This window comes from Pseudomonas sp. P1.8 (genome assembly GCF_001269805.1).
GTDB lineage: Bacteria > Pseudomonadota > Gammaproteobacteria > Pseudomonadales > Pseudomonadaceae > Aquipseudomonas.
In genome coordinates this window covers 824,561-843,030 of sequence record NZ_LHVM01000013.1, presented here as the reverse complement: position 1 = coordinate 843,030, position 18,470 = coordinate 824,561, and the positions used below count along the sequence as shown (strand labels likewise).

Below are 18,470 nucleotides of genomic sequence, written 5' to 3'. Positions count from 1 at the left end.
CGCTTCGGCGAAGAGTCCCTGCACAATCAACACAGCCTCTGAAATCAGTTGATCAGAGCGGCATCCACCAGCAACCCGTCCCCCCACCTGCACCACCGCCTGTTCCAGCCCAGGTACACGGCGACATGTCGCAATCGAAAGCCCCACCTGTGGTAGATGAGCCGTCCGGCACCGGCAGCCCCGTCAATCGCAGTCTTTTCCCTCAGCCATAAGAGAACAGTCCTACATTTATCCTCCTTCGCCTTTGCTACCTTTCGGCGCCTTGCCTCACTCCCCCACAAATTCAGATACAAACGCCCTCAGCGACCGCCGAAGGAACAAAGGATGTTCAGCTCTAACCCTCTCGCACGCTTCAATTTGACGATTCAGGGCCTCAATCACGACCTTCAAATCCTGGCGTTCACGGGGCAGGAAGCGATAAGCACGCCCTATGCCTTTGACGTGGTTCTGGTCAGCGAGAGACCGAATATCGATCTTGAAAGCCTGCTGCATAAACAAGCCTTTCTGGCCTATGGCGACGCCGGTATCCACGGGCAAATCCATCGTGTTGCCCTGGGCGACGCCGGTAAACGTCTGACGCGTTACAACGTGACACTGGTGCCTCGGGTGGCTTATCTGGGCCACAGCATCAATCAGCGCATTTTTCAACAGCTGAGCGTCCCGCAGATCATTACGCAGGTGCTGGACGCGCACGGCATTCATCGTGACTTTCACCTGTTTCAGCTGGGCTCAACCTATCCAGCTCGTGACTACTGCGTGCAGTACGACGAGTCAGACTTGCATTTCATTCAACGGCTTTGCCAGGAGGAAGGTATTCATTACCACTTTCGGCACAGTCCAGAGAAACACCTGATGGTCTTTGGTGATGACCAGACCGTGTTCCCCAGACTTGAACGGCCAACGCCCTATCAACAGGACAGTGGCATGGCTGCCGAAGAGGCGGTGATCAAACAGTTTGGTCTGCGCGTAGAAGCGCGTACCAGCCGCACCACCCGCCGTGACTACGATTTTGAAAAGTCTCGCATTCTGCTGGAGTCCGCTCACCAGCCATACATCCGTCAGGCCCAGCCTGATCTGGAAGATTACGACTACCCCGCACGCTTTACCTCGGGAGAGCGTGGCCAATTGTTAAGCAAACGAGCGCTGGAGCGCCATCGTGCCGACTACCTGCAAGCAGAAGGCAAAAGCGATCAACAGGCGTTGGCGGCCGGTCGCTTTCTGCAAATGTCCCGGCATCCACGCGCAGAGTGGAATGACCTTTGGTTGCTGACAGAGGTGCGTCACGAAGGCAAGCAACCGCAAGTGCTTGAAGAAAACCATAGCAGCGTTGCCTCCAGTCATGAGGATGAGCTGGTCCAAGGCTATCGAAACACGTTTGTCGCCATACCTTGGGACGTTTTCTACCGTGCGCCACATCGTTACAACAAGCCGCGAGTGCTTGGCAGTCAGACCGCCGTGGTCACCGGCCCCAAAGGTGAGGAGATCCACTGCGACAAGTACGGTCGGGTCAAGGCTCAGTTTTTCTGGGATCGCGAAGGTCGCCACGACGGCAAAAACGGTTGCTGGTTGCGGGTGTCCTCCAATTGGGCGGGCAATGCCCATGGCAGCGTCACCATTCCGAGAGTGGGCATGGAGGTGTTGGTCAGTTTTCTTGAGGGTGACCCTGATCAACCGGTGATCAGCGGGTGTCTTGCCAACAGTGTCACCCCGGTGCCATACGAATTGCCCGCCCACAAAACCCGAAGCGTGTTTCGTTCCCGCAGTTCACCGGACAGCGGCGGGTTCAACGAATTGCACCTGGAAGATCGTGCCGGCCGGGAATTGATCTACCTGCGTGCCCAACGCGACATGGAGCAGAGGGTCGAAAACGACAGCCGCCTGGAGGTCGGGAACGAGCGCCGGGAAACCATCAAGGGCGACAGCATCACCGTACTGGAAGCCGAAGAACACCGAACCGTCACGGCTGACCGCAAAGTACAGCTCAAGGCAAGCGACTATCTGCATGTCGCCAGTAACAGCCACACCCGCGTCGATCAAACACTGGTGGTGGAGTCCGGTCAGCATTTGCACATCAAAGCCGGTGCGCACCTGACCCTGGACGCTGGAGCGAGCATCAGCCTCAAGGCGGGCGGACAGCACATTGTGATCAGCCATGGGGGCATTTTCAGTAGCAGCGAAATCCAGGTCGGTGGCGCCCCGGTGGCCGGCACGGCGGCCTCGCTCGCGATACCCGGAATCCAGGACGCCTTGACGGAGCCATCGCAACTGCCTCCCATGATTTCGCCTGGCCAGGACGCCCTCATGTCAGCCAGCAAAGTCATGGGAGCTGACTTCTGTCCCATCTGCGAAGCCTGCCGAGAAGGCATTTGCATGACACAGGAAGACGCAACATGACCGACTCGTTACCCCGTCAATGGATGATCCGCCAACAACGTCAAGGCCATATCCTGTGCATCGTTCTGGACTCGGAGAACGAGCGCGACATGCGCCAATCCCTGTTGAAGACCTGCCGGTTCGACCAGTACTCGAGCGTATATGGCGCAACCCGGTTGGCTGACCTGGCGGACGCCGGGCCGTTTGTCTTCGCCTTCGATCACGTCGGCGATAGCCGTATCGACGAATTGCTCAATCACCCGCAGCGGAACTGGGGCTGGTTCGCCAGCCTGCAAAGGGGCGATCTGCCCACTCTGGTCAAACACTGGCAGGAGCGGCTGATCGTTGGCGTACGGCCGAATCTGGCGCTGTACCGTTTCCACGATAATCGGGTGCTGGGCCGTGCCCTTGCGCATCTGTCTGTTGAAGCCTGCCCGGCCTACCTCGGGCCCGCGATCAGCGTGTGTTACTGGCAGGGCAAACGTTGGGAAAGTACGGACAATCCCGCCCCCGGCACCTACCCAGTGCCAGAGCAGCCGCTGTGGCATCAAGTGCCTGCTCCCAGCCAACAGGCTGATGACATTCGCCTGAGCAATGCTCATCGCTACCTGCTGGCGGAGCATGTCGAGGCTTACGCCAAACTTGCCGAACAACATGATCCTGACAACTGGCTGCGTAGCAGGCTTGCTCAGGCGCAGGCGTGGGGATGGTACGCACCGGATCAATTGGAATTTCTGCTGATCCAGAGCCTGCAAGCATCCGCTTACACGCTGGCGTCGCATTGGCAGGTTCGCCCCGGCGAGAGTCCGAGCGAACACTTTGAACGGGTGTATCAAACAACAGCCTTCTGGCAAGGGGAAGGCGCCCTTTGAAACGCCTGATCCGCACAGCCGTTCTGAGCAGCTGTCTGGCGTTGACCGCAGGCTGCGCCAGCAGTCCGCCGAACACCTTTACCTTCACTGCCGACTTGCCGCCCGACTTTGCCTATCAGGCCATTGCCAAGTATGTGCCCGCCCAAGGCGAAACCTGCACCGTGCCCGGCGGGCGCAATACCGCAGTCGGCTACAACATGAACTGGCGTGAAAACTACCAGCCAACCGCTGAAATCGCCTTGCGCAGAACGGTCAGTGGCTGCCCGCTGGTGCTCAGACGCATCGAGCTGAAAATCTATGGGACTTACGGTAAAGCCCGAGGAGATTTTGGCTCGGACATCGCCAGCGTGTTCGTTCGCGACAATGTGGAGGATCAGTACAAAAGTGACTTTGACGAAACGGGCGAGAGTTCTTTCTACGGTGAATGCCAAAGGCTGTTCCGCACCGTGGGCCCAAAACGCCGCATCGTAAAACTCCTCAACTGCAAAACCCTCGATGCGCAGGGTGAGCGAGGAGGTTATCAGCCCTTTGCCATGTACAGCCTCGACCAACTACCGGGTAAGACCGTGAAGATGCACATCAAGTTGGCGAACGAAGAAAGACCCGCCATCGGGAATACGTGGGTCAAGGTACCCAATGGCTGGAAGCGCTGCATGGGCGACAACTTTGAAGACCAATATGCGTTTTGCTTTGGCAATTACAAAGACTTCAGCGGTTTCCAGATGCCTGACGGGCGGCAATGCACCATCTACCCCGGCTGTACCGAATAAGGAGGTTTTGAAATGAAATCATTGGAAAAAGAGCTGGACTCACCGCTGAGTAGCCGCGTATTGGCATGTCCCGCCCAGGGGCGATGGAGCAGCTTTCAGCTGGTCGACGAGTTCGGCTCTGGCGAACCCTATGCCGGGTTGGTCTACGGCGTAACCGATTCGGAAGGGAAAACCTATGAGGGCCATCTGGATGCCACGGGCACCGGTAAGATCACTGATCACTTCGCAGGTCCTGTTGAGCTATTACTTGATCAAACGTACGAAGGGTCAGAACAGCTATATAAGGATTTACAAACAAGACCCCATTACCCCCTAAAAATCACGGAACTCCAGGTACGCGCCGAGCAAACCGGTTACCTGAACCACGACGCCACCCGTACCCGGGAAAACCCCGCGCAAGCCTGTGCGGATGCATTTTTTCAGGTGGAAGTGCGCCATCTGGTCAAGCACGCCGCCCATTTGCCGCCTCAGGTTTACAGCCACTACCCGATGGAGTCGGGGCCGTCGAAGATCATGGGCAAGCACGGTTTGTACGGCGTTGCTCTTCTGCCACTGAAGCACACCGTGCTGGAAGTGCGCCCGCTGCGGGCCTTGCGCCCCATGCTGTCCACCGACGCCGAGTACTGTTCGCTCAACCTCTATCAACTGGCGCTGATGGCCACCTTGAGCTATTGCCCCTTTGGTCAAAAACCCGATACACATCCCGTCGAAACCGCGACTGTCAGCTTTCCCCTGCAACCCAGCGTGGGCAACTGGTTCGGGGACGCACTGGCCAAGTTTGATGAGCTGGGGAAAGTCGATTCGGCGCAAACAACGGCCTACTACCCGTTGTATGAAGATGTACCGTACTCCAGGCGCCTGGAAATCGTGCCGTTCGACCCTGGCCTGTATCCCGCAAACAATCCTGAACTGAAAGACGATCAGGAAACCCCTGCCAAAATTCACTTCTTCGACGACCGGGACCTTGGGGCGGATACCACCGATACCCAAGCCTTCATCACCCACCACGATGAACTGATCCTGATCGCAGTGCGCGGCACCTTTGAAATCATCGCCGATGGCCTGCGCGACGCCGATGCCCTTCAGGTGCCGTTTGAAGATACCGACAGCAAGGTGCACCGTGGTTTTTATCAGGCTGCGCAGAAAGCTTACGACTTTGTCTTGGAGTACCTCGACAGGTTTTATGCGGGTCAAAAACTGCTGATCTGCGGCCATAGCCTCGGCGGAGCCGTGGCATTGTTGCTCTCGGAAATGCTGCGTCGACGAGATGATTTCGACTACAACATCCAGCTCTACACCTACGGCGCCCCCCGCGCCGGCGACGCCAAATTCGCAGAAGGTGCGAAGCCGCTCGTGCACTACCGCATGGTCGCCCATAACGACCCGGTGCCGAGCGTGCCCGGCACGTGGATGAACACCAGGGCAGGGGTCTACTGGGCCGGGGCAGTGCTGACCTTTGTCAACGTGCCGGTTGGCCTCTCGGTCTTTGTAGCAGGCATCACCAACTGGAGGGGTGAGCCTTACGAACATCACGGCACCCTGCGTCATGCAATGCCGGTGCAGTTCAGTCGCAAGGAAGTGTCCATGATCCTGTGGGAGCCGGGCTGCGACACCATCACCCAGCATGCCGCCTGCTCGGTGGCCATCGAACAGGAAAACGGGCTGCCGCATCGACCATTTTTGCTGGCTCAACTGTTCAGTGCCGGCAGCCACTCGATGGTCGGCAGCTACATTCCGGCTTGCTGGGCGGCATTCAAGCGTTCACAGGAGGCTCAAGGGAAAAACCGATCCCTGGTCACCGACCAGGAGTTTGGATGGATAGAGGCGGCGCTCAGGAACATTACCGATCAGTTGCGTTCAAGGCGAAGACACTTCGCGCACCAAACCTTGAAGTATCAGGAAACTCACGAGGCAGAAATCAACGCCTTCGGTATTGAGATCGACAAAGTGCATGTGACGCTTGCTCGCCTGAATACCTTGCGGTTCGAGCGCGTCAGCCAAGCCAAGGTCTACGGGTCGCTTTCGACTCAGCCCGAGCAGTTGGCGCAAAACCTGCAGCGCTGGCTTGCCCATGCGGAAAATCAGGTGATTGAACAGTGGGCCATGGCGCCAGACGAGGGCAAATACAACGAGCTGCTGGCTTCGATCTATGGCCATGTCATCGGTGCTCCCTACACGCTGGACATCGATTCGATTATTTGAAAACCCTGCGGCTCTATCACCGGACGCGAGTTTTCGCGGGGGCTGCGATTGAACCTGATCGCTTGCTTCGCCGGAACGGAACCCGGACTCACAAGCCAATACAGGCCTTCCGTACCTGGAGTGCCGAAGGCAGCGTGGTCGATCGTTGCGCTCAGTTGATGGTTGGGGTGAGCGAACGGCGGGTTGAAGGCCGTTGCTCCCACAGTTTGCGTGTTGATTACAAAAATCTGCGTTCATCACTGAATCTGGGGGAGCGGCGGGCGGTAATCCGAAGTGCCCGCCAAAGCGTCCCTGGCGGCAGTGTTTACGCCTGCAAGCGCTGACGGGCCAGGGTCATGGCGGTGTCTTCGATCATGTCTTCCTGGCCACCGACCATGCCGCGACGGCCCATCTCGACCAGAATCTCCCGTGCCGACACGCCGTACTTTTTCTCGGCTCGCTTGGCGAACAGCAGGAACGAACCGTAGACCCCGGCGTAACCCATGGTCAGGGCATCGCGGTCGCTGCGGATCGGGAAGTCCATGATCGGCACCACCAGATCTTCTGCCACGTCCTGGATGCCAAACACGCTGACACCGGTGTCGATGCCCATGCGGTCGCACACCGCCACCAGCACTTCCATCGGCGTGTTACCGGCTCCGGCCCCGAGGCCCGCGCAGGCAGCGTCGATCCGGTTGGCCCCGGCGGTAATCGCGGCGATGGAGTTGGACACGCCCATCGACAGGTTGTGGTGGCCATGGAAGCCGATCTCGGTTTCCGGCTTGAGGGCCGCACGCATCGCCGCCACGCGGGCGCTGACATCGTGGGGCAGCAGGTAGCCTGCCGAGTCGGTCAGGTAGATGCAGTTGGCGCCGTAGCTTTCCATCAGCAGGCCTTGCTTGACCAGGCCTTCGGGGCTGTTCATGTGGGCCATCATCAGGAAGCCGACGGTGTCCATGCCCAGGCCGCGGGCATGGGAGATGTGCTGTTCGCTGACATCTGCCTCGGTGCAGTGGGTGGCCACGCGAATGGTGTTGACCCCCAGTTCGTGGGCCATTTTCAGGTGGTCGACGGTGCCGATACCCGGCAGCAGCAGGGCCGAAACCTTGGCCTTTTTCATCAGCGGGATTACCGCCGACAGATACTCCTCATCGGTGTGGGCCGGAAAACCATAATTCACCGAGCTGCCGCCCAAGCCGTCGCCGTGGGTGACTTCGATCAGCGGCACGCCCGCCGCATCGAGGCCGCAGGCGATGTCTTTCATCTGTTGCAGGCTGATCTGATGACGCTTGGGGTGCATGCCATCGCGCAGGCACATGTCGTGAACGGTGATGCTTTTGCCGCGAAGATCCATGGTCGGCTCCTTATGCGTGGGCGGGTTGGGCGGTGGCTTTGAGCACAAGCTCGCCCTTGAGGATTTCCTCGGCGAACATCTCGGCGGTGCGCGCCGCGGCGGCGGTCATGATGTCGAGATTGCCGGCGTACTTGGGCAGGTAGTCACCCAGGCCTTCGACTTCCATGAAGATCGACACACGATTGCCGTCGAACACCGGGCCATTGACCAGCTTGTAGCCGGGCACGTAGCGCTGCACTTGTTTGATCATCGCTTCGATGGCGGCGGTGATCGCTGGCTGGTCGGGTTCGCTGGCGGTCAGGCAATGCACGGTGTCGCGCATGATCAGCGGCGGCTCGGCCGGGTTGATGATGATGATCGCCTTGCCTTTCTTTGCACCGCCGACCTTTTCCACTGCGCTGGAGGTGGTGCGGGTGAACTCGTCGATGTTTTTCCGGGTGCCGGGGCCGACGGATTTCGAGGCGGCGGTGGCGATGATTTCGGCGTACTCCACCGGCTGCACGCTGGACACCGCCGCCACCAGCGGAATGGTGGCCTGGCCGCCGCAGGTGACCATGTTGACGTTCATCACCCCCAGGCCCAGTTGCGCCTTGAGGTTCACCGGCGGTACGCAGTACGGGCCGATGGCTGCCGGGGTCAGGTCGATCATCAACACGCCCAGGGCATTGAGCTTTTGCGAGTTCTGCGCGTGCACGTAGGCCGAGGTGGCGTCGAAGGCGATCTGGATCTGGTCTTCGAGGACATGCGGCAGCAGACCGTCAACGCCATCGGCGGTGGTTTTCAGGCCGAGCTCGCGAGCGCGCGACAGGCCTTCGGAGGTGGCGTCGATACCGACCATCCAGACCGGCTCCAGTACCTCGCTGCGCATCAGTTTGTACAGCAGGTCGGTGCCGATGTTGCCCGGCCCGATCAGCGCGCATTTGATCTTTTTGCTCATGGTGTTCTGGCTCCTGAAGAGGGAAGGGCGATTTACGGGACGAAGCGCAGGCTGGTTTCGCCCAGCCCGCTCATGGACAGGCTGATGCGGTCGCCGGCGACCACTGGCACCAGTGGCGCCAGGGCACCGGAAAGAATGATTTCGCCACGGCGGAACGGGATACCCAATTCACCCAGGGTGTTGGCCAGCCAGGCCACTGCCGCGCAGGGATGGCCTTGCACCGCCGAGCCCAGGCCCGAGCCTGCCGGCTGGCCGTTTTTGAGCATTTGCATTTGCACCGCAGCCAGGTCCAGCGAGCGCGGGTCGATGCGCTGGCTGCCGAGGGCGAACACGCCACAGGAGGCGTTGTCGGCCACGGTGTCCTGGATGCGGATCTGCCAGTCGTCGATCCGCGAATCGACGATTTCGAAGCACGGCATGACCCACTGACTGGCGGCCATTACGTCGTCGGCGCTGATGCCCGGGCCTTGCAAGTCTTCGCCGAGGATAAAGGCGATTTCACCTTCGGCCCGTGGCTGGATCAGGTTGTAGCGGGCCAGGCTGACATCGCTGCCATCCTCGACCTGCATGGCGTTGGTGAGGAAGCCGAAGTCCGGTTGGTGGACATCGAGCATTTCCTGCACGGCGCGGCTGGTCACGCCGATTTTCTTGCCAACCACGTGCTCGCCGAGGGCTTCGCGGCGTTGCAGGAAGCGCAGGGAAATCTGATAGGCCTGCTCCAGGGTGATCTGTGGATAACGCCGGGTCAGGGGCGCCAGCGTCTGGCGGCCGCGCAAGGCGTTGAACAGCTCGTCACCGAGGGTGTTGATCAAATGGGCGTCCATGGCGAGGGCTCCAGATGGGGGGAAGAAAAAAGGCCCGCCCCAACGTGGTCGGGGGCGAGCCCAAAGGAGTCGGTCAGCCGGGCCAGACGGATGTGTCGGCGCCGCCATCGACATCGATGATCTTGCCGGTTACCCAGGCCGAAGCGGGGCTGGCCAGGTACAACGCGGCAGCGGCGATGTCTTCAGGGCTGCCCAGGCACTTGAGCGGAGTGTTGGCCTCCATGGCTTCGCGCATGGCGGCGGGCATCACGCTGTTCAACGCTTCGGTCAGGGTGGGGCCGGGGGCGACGGCGTTGACCCGGATCTGCGGTGCGAAATCCTGGGCCAGCAGGCGGGTCAGTTGGCTGAGGGCGGCCTTGGCCGTGCCGTAGGCGCTGAAATGGCGCTGGGCATAGCGTGCCGCTACCGAGCTGATATTGATGATGTTGCCACCACCGGCTTCGCGCATCAGCGGCACGCACAACTGGCAGAACGCGTAGCTGGTGGTGACGTTGAAGGTCAGCATCTCGGAGAATTGCTCGGGCGTCATCTGCAGCGGATCGTTGGGACCGCCACCGCCGACGTTGTTCACCAGATGAGTGATCCGGCCCATTTGCTCAACGCTTTGACGCACCAGTGCCTGGCGTTGCCCGGCGTCGTTGACGTCACAGGCGATGGCCAGGGCGCGCCGGCCCAGGCCGCGAACCTCTTCGGCCACGGCCTCTACCTCGTCCATCGAGCGCGCCGAGCACACCACATCGGCGCCGGCTTCGGCATACGCCAGGGCAATCGCCCGACCGATACCCCGGCCGCTGCCGGTGACGATGGCGACGCTGCCGTGCATTTGGAAACGCTGCAAAATACTCATGGGCCCTTGCTCCGTGGGGTCGATTGTTTATGGATTGAATATCGCCGCAACGGCTGGCGCCAGCATCGTCTCAATGGACTATCAAACAGCGCACACAGGGAGCTGCGATGAGGTGCACCGGCTTGCCAGCGAAGGGACCCTCGAGATTGGCGCGGTGTTTGAGGGCGCCTTCGCCAGCAAGCCGGCTCCTGCAGGACAGTGCGAATCCTGGGAGACCCATCCCCCCCTAGTCCGCTTTGACGATGAATGATTGTTCGCTCGATCCGATGATCTGTCTCGACTCGCGCAGTGGCGCAGTGAGATCGGGAGAATTGAGTGATGCACAGCATGCGAGAAAAGACCCAGGAAGAACGTGATCTGCTTGAACGTGCACGCAGCCTGGTGCCGGCACTCAAGGCGCGCACGGCGCAGGCCGACAAGGACTTGAAAGTGCCGGTGGAGAGCGTCATCGAATTGCAGTCCGCCGGCTTGCTGCGGGCCCTGCAGCCTCGGGCTTTCGGTGGCTACGAAGTCGACCCGCGGACCTTCTTCGAAATCCAGACCATCCTCGCCGAGGGTTGCATGTCCACGGCCTGGATCTACGGCGTGATGGGAGTTCACCCCTGGCAACTGGCGCGCTACCCGATCGAAGCGCAGCGCGAAGTCTGGGCCGAAGATCATGACGCACTGATCTGCTCGACCTATATGCCGGCCGCCAAAGTCACGGTGGTCGAAGGTGGCTATCGCATCAGCGGACGCTGGGGTTTTTCCAGCGGCAGCGAGCACTGCCAGTGGGTGTTCCTGGGCGGCATCCTGCCAGCCGATGGCGAACACGCCGCCGAGCACGGCACCTTCCTGCTGCCGCGCAGCGACTATCAGATCGAACGCAACTGGGACGTGATGGGGCTGCGCGGCACTGGCAGTCACGACATCGTGGTCGAGGATGTATTCGTCCCCGCCCACCGCGTGCAGCGCACCAATAACTGGACCCTCGAAGCGACGCCGGGGCGTCTGGTCAACACCAACCCGATCTACGCGATCCCCTTCGCTCAAGTGTTCTCCCGCGCTGTCTCGACCTCGGCCATCGGCGCCCTGCAGGGTGCGATCAACGAATTTTGCGACAACGCCGCCAAACACATCGGCAAGCACGGCGCCCGTACCGCTGAGGATCCGGTGGCGCAAACCGCGATCGCCGAAGCGATGGTCACCGTCGACAGCCTGCGCCTGGTTCTGGAGCGCAACTACGAGCACCTGATGAGCCTGGCCCGTGCCGGCGAATACCCGGACACCGAGACCCGTCTGCTGTATCGCTACCAGTCGGCCTATGTGACCAATATCTGCGCCGAACGGGCCAATGACCTGCTGCGCAGCATGGCCGCTTCCGGCTTGTACAACACTAATCCGGTGGCGCGGCTGTTCCGCGACTTGCACCAGGCACGCGGACACATCGCCAACAACTACATGGCCTACGGCCGCAGCTACGGCGCGGTGATGCTCGGCCTGCCCAACCCGGACCCGTACGTCTGAGGCCGTGGCACCTGTTTCAAGACCCCTGGGTTTACACCTGTCCGTGACGCACGGGCAGGTGGTCATGAGTACCTGACCTATGAGCAATTATCTGGCCCTGCGCGTGGCGCGAGTGATCGAGGAAACCGCCGATGCGCGCTCCCTCGTGTTCGACGTGCCGGAGCATCTGGGCGAACGTTTCCGCTATCAACCCGGTCAGTTCCTGACCTTGCGCGTACCTTTCGAGGACGGCTGGCTGCCCCGTTGTTATTCGTTGTCCAGCACGCCGTTGCTGGATGAACCATTGCGGGTCACGGTCAAGCGCGTGCACGAGGGGCGCGCCTCGAACTGGCTGTGCGGCGAGTTGCAGGCCGGCCAGACCCTGGAGGTGCTGCCGCCGGCCGGGGTGTTCGTGCCACGCAGCCTCGACGGCGACCTGCTGCTGTTCGGCGGCGGCAGTGGCGTGACGCCGGTGCTGTCGATCCTGCGTTCGGCATTGCTCGCGGGCACGGGTCGGGTCCTGCTGATCTACGCCAACCGCGATGAGCAGTCGGTGATTTTCAAGGATGAACTCAAGGCCTTGGCCAGTGCGCATCCGCAACGCCTGCAAATCGTCCATTGGCTGGATTCGGTGCAGGGCATTCCAAGCGTCGGACAACTGGCCGAGCTGGCACGGCCGTTCATCGATGCCCAGGCATTCATTTGTGGTCCGGGCCCGTTCATGGACGCGAGCGTCAGCGCGCTCAAGAGCCTGGGCATGCCGGACCGTCGGGTGCATGTCGAGCGTTTCGTCTCCCTGCCCGGCGAAGGCGAACAGCCGTTGGTGACCAGCAGCGAAGCAGCAGTGGCCGCGCAGTTGGCAGTGCGTCTGGATGGCGAAGACTTTCAATTGTCCTGCGACAGCGGCGAGACCGTACTGGCCGCCATGGAGCGTGCCGGCCTCAACCCGCCCAGCGCCTGTCGTGTCGGCGGCTGCGCCTCGTGCATGTGCACCCTGGAAAGCGGCGACGTTGAACTGTTGCACAACGATGCACTGGATGCCGGCGAACTGGCCGAAGGCTGGATTCTCGCCTGTCAGGCGGTGCCGACCAGCGCGCAACTGCGCATCCGCTTTCCCGAATAATGAGCCCGAGCCCACGATGAATCAGAGCCTGAATCTTGCCGCGCCCCTGAGCGCTGCCCCCGCCACCCTGGCCCAGTTGGTCTTCAGCAGTGCCGAACGTTTTGCCGGGCGCACGGCCATCGAGGACAACGGCGAATGCATCGACTACGCGCAGTTGCCCGAACGGGTCATGGGGTTTGCCCGGGGCATGATGGCTTTGGGAATCCAGGCCGGTGACCGGATCGGGATCTGGGCACCGAACGGTGCCGACTGGATCCTCGCGGCGCTGGGCACTCAGTGCGCCGGTGCGGTGCTGGTGCCGATCAATACGCGCATGAAGGGGCTTGAAGCCGCCGATGTGCTGGAACGCAGCGGTTGTCGGGTGTTGTTTGTCCAGCAGCGATTTCTCGATGTTGACTACCCGGCCTTGCTTGCGCCCCATCGGCCATCGAACCTCGAACACCTGGTGATCATCGATGGCGACACGCCTGGGCTGTCTTCTGACCTGAGCCTTGCGCAATTCCTGCGCGGCGCGGCGACCATCGATGCCGACAGCGCCAGACACCGTGCATTGGCAGTGCGCCCCGAGGCCATGTGCGACCTGCTGTTCACCTCCGGCACCACCGGCAAACCCAAGGGCGTGATGAGCGGCCATGGCCAGAACCTGCGGGCCTTCACCGAATACGTCAAGGTCATCGGCCTGGTGCCGGGAGACCGTTACCTGATCGTCAACCCGTTCTTTCATGCCTTCGGCTACAAGGCCGGCTGGCTGACCTGCCTGATCGCCGGGGCGACCATCCTGCCCCATGCGGTGTTCGACGCCGAACAGGTGTTCCAGCGCATCGCCCGCGAGCGCATCAGCGTTCTACCCGGTGCGCCGACCCTGTACCTCTCGCTGCTGGCCCATCCGCTGCTCAAGCAGACCGACCTGTCGAGCCTGCGCATCGCCGTTACCGGTTCGGCGAGCATTCCGCCGAGCCTGATCGAGCGCATGCGCAACGAGTTGGGATTTGCCGTGGTCACCACTGCCTACGGCCTGACCGAGTGCGGCGGACTGGCGACGATCTGCGATCCGCAGGACTCGGCACAGGTGATCGCCGGCACCAGCGGACGCCCGATTGCCGGTACCGAAGTGAGCATTCGCGATCCGCAGAACCAGGCACTGGGCGCCGGGCATACCGGCGAGATCTGCCTGCGCGGTTTTCACATCATGCAGGGCTATTTCCAGAACCCCGAAGCGACCCGCGAAGCCATCGACGTCGAAGGCTGGCTGCACACCGGCGATGTCGGGCGGCTGGACGAGGCGGGCAACCTGATCATTACCGACCGCCTGAAGGACATGTTCATCGTCGGCGGTTTCAACTGTTACCCGGCGGAAATCGAAGCGGCACTGATCCGGCATCCGGCGATTGCCCAGGTGGCGGTGATTGGTATCGCCGATGAACGCATGGGCGAAGTCGGCTGCGCCTGCGTGGTGTTGCGTGAAGGCAGAGCGCTGGACGAGGTGCAACTGATCGCCTGGAGCCGCGAACAGATGGCCAACTACAAGGTGCCGCGTCAGGTGCGTTTTTTCAGTGCGTTGCCGCTCAACCCGTCGAGCAAGGTGGCAAAAAACGAACTGCGCGCGATGGTGGCTGACAACCCTCAGGCATGAGCAGCGCTCGTCTCACCAAACGGACGATGTGCGCCACAGCGGTTTTTTTCATGCTGTGGCGGCACAAGCAAAAACAACAAAAAGGAGAGGAGCATGTTTACCCGAATCAGAGTTGCACGGCGTCCGGGAAGCCTGATCGATGGGCGCTGTCTGTTGGCAACGGCCATCACCTTCGTCAGTGCTGCAGCCAGCGCTGCGCCGACCATCGAACTGGGGGAAGACACCACCCTGGATTCGTCGCTGACGGTCAACTACACCGCATCCATGCGCACCGCCAAACAGGCCAATCAGTATCTCGACGATCCGAACAATGACGATGGCACGCGCAACTTCAAGCGCGGCTCGTTGATCAACAATCGTCTGAGCCTGTTCGGCGAGTTGCAGCTCAAGCACGACAACCTCGGTGCGGTGCTGCGCGGCAGTCAGTTCTATGACGATGTCTACAACCAGAAAAACGCCAACGACTCGCCGCAGACGGTGAACAAGACCGGGCACAACGACGGTTTCAGCGACGAGACCCGGCGCCTCAGCGGCAGCGCGGCGCGGCTGCTCGATGCGTATGTGTATGGCAACTTCGAACTGGGCGAAACCCAATACCTGTCGCTCAAGGCCGGACGACATCTGGTGGCCTGGGGCGAAAGCCTGTTCTGGGCCAACATCAGCCAGGGCCAGGCGCCGGTGGATGCCACCAAGTTCAATGTGCCGGGTACCGAGGCCAAGGACTCGTACCTGCCGGTGGGCCAGGTGTCCGGATCGTGGTCGCTCAATGAAGACCTGGCGTTGGTGGGCTACTACCAATACGAGTGGGAAAAAACCCAGCTCAACCCGGTGGGCGATTATTTCGGCAGCGATACCTTTGGCCCCGGTGCCGAGTTCTTTCGTCTGGGCGCCGGCCAGATCGACCGTCTGCCCAACGGCCTGGCGGTCGGTTATGCCGGTGAAAAAGACGCCAGCGACAGCGGCCAATGGGGCCTGGGCGTGCGCTACCGGATCACCGAGAACACCGAGGTCGGGCTGTTCCATTACCGTTATAACGAGCGCGTCGGCTCGTTGTTTTTCGACTTCACCGGCACCACCCAGTACTCGTCGCTCAAGGGCATTGGCCATGATGGAACCGCGCCATCCTATCGCCTGGGCTACTTCGAAGACGTGAAACTCACCGGGGTCAGCTTCAGCTCCAAGGTCGGTGACTCGGTGCAGTATGCCGGTGACCTGAGCTACCGCGATGGCGCCTCGGTGTATCTGAACAATGGCGCACCGACCACCGGGCAAATCTGGCAAGGCAACCTCAATGCCTCCTACATCCTCGGCCCGAGCTTCCTCGCCCAGCAGACCACCTTCATGGGCGAAGTGGTGCATCAACACATCGACGGCGTCGACAGCCTGACGATCACCGGCGGTGGCGCTGGCGTGGACGGCACGTTCGACACGTTCGAGTCGAAGACCCAGACCCGTGGCTCAAGCCTGCTCGGCGTCGGCGTCTACATGGATTACCCGTCCATCGCCAACGGCCTGGACCTGAGCACCAAAGTGGTGTGGACGCAGAACGTCGACGGCAGCGCCTATCAGGGCCTGGGCCGCGACGAGAAGCGCCTGACCGTGGGCGGCGACTTCAAGTACCTGGGCAACTTCCAGGTCGGCATGACCTATATCGCCTACCTGAGTTCGCCGGACGTCGCCCAGGGCCGCTTGCTGGCCGACCGCGATTACCTGTCGCTCAACGCCAAGTACACCTTCTGATGATCCCTGCTGCGTCGCGGCATGGCGACGCAGCGTTCATTTGTAGCCTGATAACAATAAAGAGAGGCCTGTCATGAATCCTCGTCCGACCCCGTCAGCGTTCAGCCCGATTGCGATCGGCCCGCTGACCCTGAAAAACCGCTTTATCAAGGCTGCCACCAACGAAGGCATGAGTGCTGGGGGGGTGCCTTCCAAGCAACTGGTCAAACTGCACTCGGCGCTGGTCGCGGGCGGCACTGCCCTGACTACCGTGGCCTATTGCGCGGTCAGCAGCGATGGACGCACCTTGCCCAATCAGTTGATCCTCGCCCCGTCCAGCGTGCCGCACTTCAAGGCGCTGACCGACGCCGTGCACCAGTGCGGTGGCCTGGCCAGCGCACAGATCACCCACGGTGGTTGCTTTACCTTTATCCGCGAGCGTTCGACCAAACGTCCGCTGTCGGCCAGCGGCGGCTTCAACAAGATCGGCTTGATGAGCGGCATGTTCCTCAAGCAGGCGATGAACGAAGCCGACATGCAGCAAGTGGTGCGCGACTTCGCCCAGGGCGCGCGTCTGGCGCGCCAGGCAGGTTTCGATGCCGTGGAAATCCACATGGGCCACGGCTACTTGCTCAGCCAGTTCATTTCGCCGATGTACAACAAGCGCCGCGACCAGTACGGCGGCAGTCTGGAAAACCGCCTGCGCTTTCCGCGCCGGGTGCTGCGCGCGGTGCTCGATGCGGTCGGCACGGAAATGGCCGTGATCTGCAAATACAGCATCACCGAAGGCGTGCGCGCCGGTAACAGCGCCGAAGACGGCGCACAGATCGCCCGCATGCTGGAAGAAGAGGGCGCGCACCTGCTGGTGCTCAGCGCCGGGATGAACGCCGAATCGATCACCACCATGTTCGGCTCGTCCTTCCCCAAGGAAAACCGCGTGCAGCAGAAGAACAAGATCATCGCCCTGGCGATGGCTATCCAGCGCCGCAAAGAGCCGACCGTGGAGTTCCGTGAGCTGTATCTGCTGGAGCATGCACGCAAGGTGCGGGCGGCGGTAAAGATGCCGCTGGCTTACCTGGGCGGCGCCAAGAGCCTGGCGAGTATCGAAAAGATCATGGCCGAGGGCTTTGACCTGGTCGCCATGGGCCGGGTGTTGCTGGCTGAAAATGACTACGTCGACAAACTCGCCAGCGGCGCCAGTCGCGATTCGATCTGCACCGCGTGCAACCGCTGTGTGGCGATGATGTATACCCCCGGTGGCACTTCCTGCGTATTGGGCCAGCCGGGTGATGCCGTATTGAACAGCCAGAAGGCGGCGGATCGCTAACCCCACATCCCCCTGCAGGAGCGAGCCTGCTCGCGAAGGACTCAAGGGCAACGCGTTTATCCAGCCATCACGCGTTTTCGTTAACATCCTTCGCGAGCATGCTCGCTCCTACAATTTGCGGTTAGCCGTGTTGAAGGAACTCGATGCAGCTGCGGTTGAACAGTTCGCGGTGTTCCACCTGGACCCAATGGCCGCAGCGGTTGAGGACGATGAAGCGGGCATTCGGCGCGCCGTCGATGATGCGCTGGGCGCCGCTGATCGGGTTGAAGTGATCGTTGTTGCCCCAGAAACCCAGGATCGGGCACTGGATCTCACCCAGACGTGCTTCCATGTTCTGCACCATCATCGTGCTGAACAGATTCTTCGGCTGGGTGACCGCCACCGCCACGCGCTCTTGCAGCAGGCTCTCCGGCAGGATCGACGCATCGAACAACTGCAGGCTCATCATGCTGCGCATCTCCTCCATCCCGATAGGCCCCGCGGCGAACAGGGTGACCATGCGCACGATGCCTTCCATCTTGAAGTAGGTTTCCCGCTCCTCGACACCGCCCGGCGCCAGCAGGATCAGGCTCTGCGGCAATTGTGGCAAGCGCAGGGCCAGCCCCAGGGCGATGGCGCCGCCCAGCGAGTTCCCCAGGATCGTGCAACGTTGCACACCGATGGCCTCGAGGAACGCCGCCACGCAATCGACGAAGAAATCCAGGTTGTACTGCACATCTTCGGGTTTGTCCGAGCGGCCGAAACCCGGAAGGTCGAGCACGATGTTGCGATAGCCCGCGGCGACCATTTGCGGATAGTTGCCCTTGAAGTTGCTGAAGCCACTGGCGCCCGGCCCGCTGCCGTGCAGCCACAGCACCACGGGGCCGGCGCCCTCATCCAGATAGTGCAGGCGCAGGCTGTTTGGCAGGCTCGCGTAATGGCCGACGGGCAGGGGCAAATCTACGGGTTGGTTCATGGGGTTCTCCATTGATGGCGGATTCATGAAGCGCAGCCGCGCCAGGCGCTGCAGCAGGTTGAAGGGGAGC

The 18,470-nt window shown here is 61.4% G+C and carries 14 protein-coding genes; 9 read left to right on the top strand and 5 right to left on the bottom strand.

The window, feature by feature from the left end; all coding sequences use genetic code 11:
* Positions 1-324: 324 nt before the first annotated feature.
* The 4 genes from tssI to AD668_RS14420 are packed head-to-tail and all read left to right on the top strand — an operon-like array spanning position 325 to position 6,217.
* A complete protein-coding gene (tssI, locus tag AD668_RS14435) occupies positions 325-2,394 on the top strand; it encodes a type VI secretion system tip protein VgrG (RefSeq protein ID WP_053159803.1) in 2,070 nt (689 codons plus the stop codon).
* Positions 2,391-3,245, top strand: coding sequence for a DUF4123 domain-containing protein (locus tag AD668_RS14430; protein WP_053159801.1), 855 nt, complete (start codon positions 2,391-2,393; stop codon positions 3,243-3,245). The genes tssI and AD668_RS14430 overlap by 4 nt, the downstream gene beginning before the upstream one ends.
* Complete coding sequence (locus AD668_RS14425; protein WP_053159799.1) at positions 3,242-4,015, top strand: hypothetical protein; 774 nt, start codon at positions 3,242-3,244, stop codon at positions 4,013-4,015. The genes AD668_RS14430 and AD668_RS14425 overlap by 4 nt, the downstream gene beginning before the upstream one ends.
* A gap of 12 nt (positions 4,016-4,027) precedes the next feature.
* On the top strand, positions 4,028-6,217 hold the full coding sequence (locus AD668_RS14420; RefSeq protein ID WP_053159797.1) for a lipase family protein: 2,190 nt from the start codon (positions 4,028-4,030) through the stop codon (positions 6,215-6,217).
* 304 nt (positions 6,218-6,521) lie between these two features.
* On the opposite strand, the gene dmpG is transcribed toward AD668_RS14420, so the two are convergent.
* From dmpG to AD668_RS14400, 4 genes are all read right to left on the bottom strand, one after another.
* Complete coding sequence (gene dmpG / locus AD668_RS14415; protein ID WP_053159796.1) at positions 6,522-7,550, bottom strand: 4-hydroxy-2-oxovalerate aldolase; 1,029 nt, start codon at positions 7,548-7,550, stop codon at positions 6,522-6,524.
* 10 nt (positions 7,551-7,560) lie between these two features.
* A complete protein-coding gene (locus AD668_RS14410; RefSeq protein WP_053159794.1) occupies positions 7,561-8,487 on the bottom strand; it encodes an acetaldehyde dehydrogenase (acetylating) in 927 nt (308 codons plus the stop codon).
* A gap of 32 nt (positions 8,488-8,519) precedes the next feature.
* On the bottom strand, positions 8,520-9,311 hold the full coding sequence (locus tag AD668_RS14405) for a fumarylacetoacetate hydrolase family protein (RefSeq protein ID WP_053159791.1): 792 nt from the start codon (positions 9,309-9,311) through the stop codon (positions 8,520-8,522).
* Positions 9,312-9,384: 73 nt separating this feature from the next.
* Positions 9,385-10,158: a glucose 1-dehydrogenase gene (locus tag AD668_RS14400; protein WP_053159790.1), complete on the bottom strand. Its 774-nt coding sequence runs from the start codon at positions 10,156-10,158 to the stop codon at positions 9,385-9,387.
* 318 nt (positions 10,159-10,476) lie between these two features.
* Between AD668_RS14400 and AD668_RS14390 the strand changes: the two genes are divergently transcribed.
* The 5 genes from AD668_RS14390 (at position 10,477) to AD668_RS14370 (ending at position 17,445) form a co-directional block, all read left to right on the top strand.
* The gene (locus AD668_RS14390) at positions 10,477-11,664 is read left to right on the top strand and encodes an acyl-CoA dehydrogenase family protein (protein ID WP_053159786.1); all 1,188 of its coding nucleotides are present in this window, start codon (positions 10,477-10,479) and stop codon (positions 11,662-11,664) included.
* 79 nt (positions 11,665-11,743) lie between these two features.
* Positions 11,744-12,766 (top strand): ferredoxin--NADP reductase, encoded by a 1,023-nt coding sequence (locus tag AD668_RS14385; RefSeq protein ID WP_053159784.1) that lies wholly within the window; start codon positions 11,744-11,746, stop codon positions 12,764-12,766.
* 16 nt (positions 12,767-12,782) lie between these two features.
* On the top strand, positions 12,783-14,399 hold the full coding sequence (locus AD668_RS14380; protein WP_053159782.1) for a FadD3 family acyl-CoA ligase: 1,617 nt from the start codon (positions 12,783-12,785) through the stop codon (positions 14,397-14,399).
* Positions 14,400-14,492: 93 nt separating this feature from the next.
* Positions 14,493-16,139, top strand: coding sequence for a DUF1302 domain-containing protein (locus tag AD668_RS14375; RefSeq protein WP_156322338.1), 1,647 nt, complete (start codon positions 14,493-14,495; stop codon positions 16,137-16,139).
* A gap of 73 nt (positions 16,140-16,212) precedes the next feature.
* On the top strand, positions 16,213-17,445 hold the full coding sequence (locus AD668_RS14370) for an NADH:flavin oxidoreductase (protein WP_053159780.1): 1,233 nt from the start codon (positions 16,213-16,215) through the stop codon (positions 17,443-17,445).
* A 121-nt stretch (positions 17,446-17,566) separates the two neighbouring features.
* Here the strand turns inward: AD668_RS14370 and AD668_RS14365 are convergent, their stop codons facing one another.
* Positions 17,567-18,400, bottom strand: coding sequence for an alpha/beta fold hydrolase (locus tag AD668_RS14365; RefSeq protein ID WP_053159778.1), 834 nt, complete (start codon positions 18,398-18,400; stop codon positions 17,567-17,569).
* Positions 18,401-18,470 lie beyond the last annotated feature (70 nt).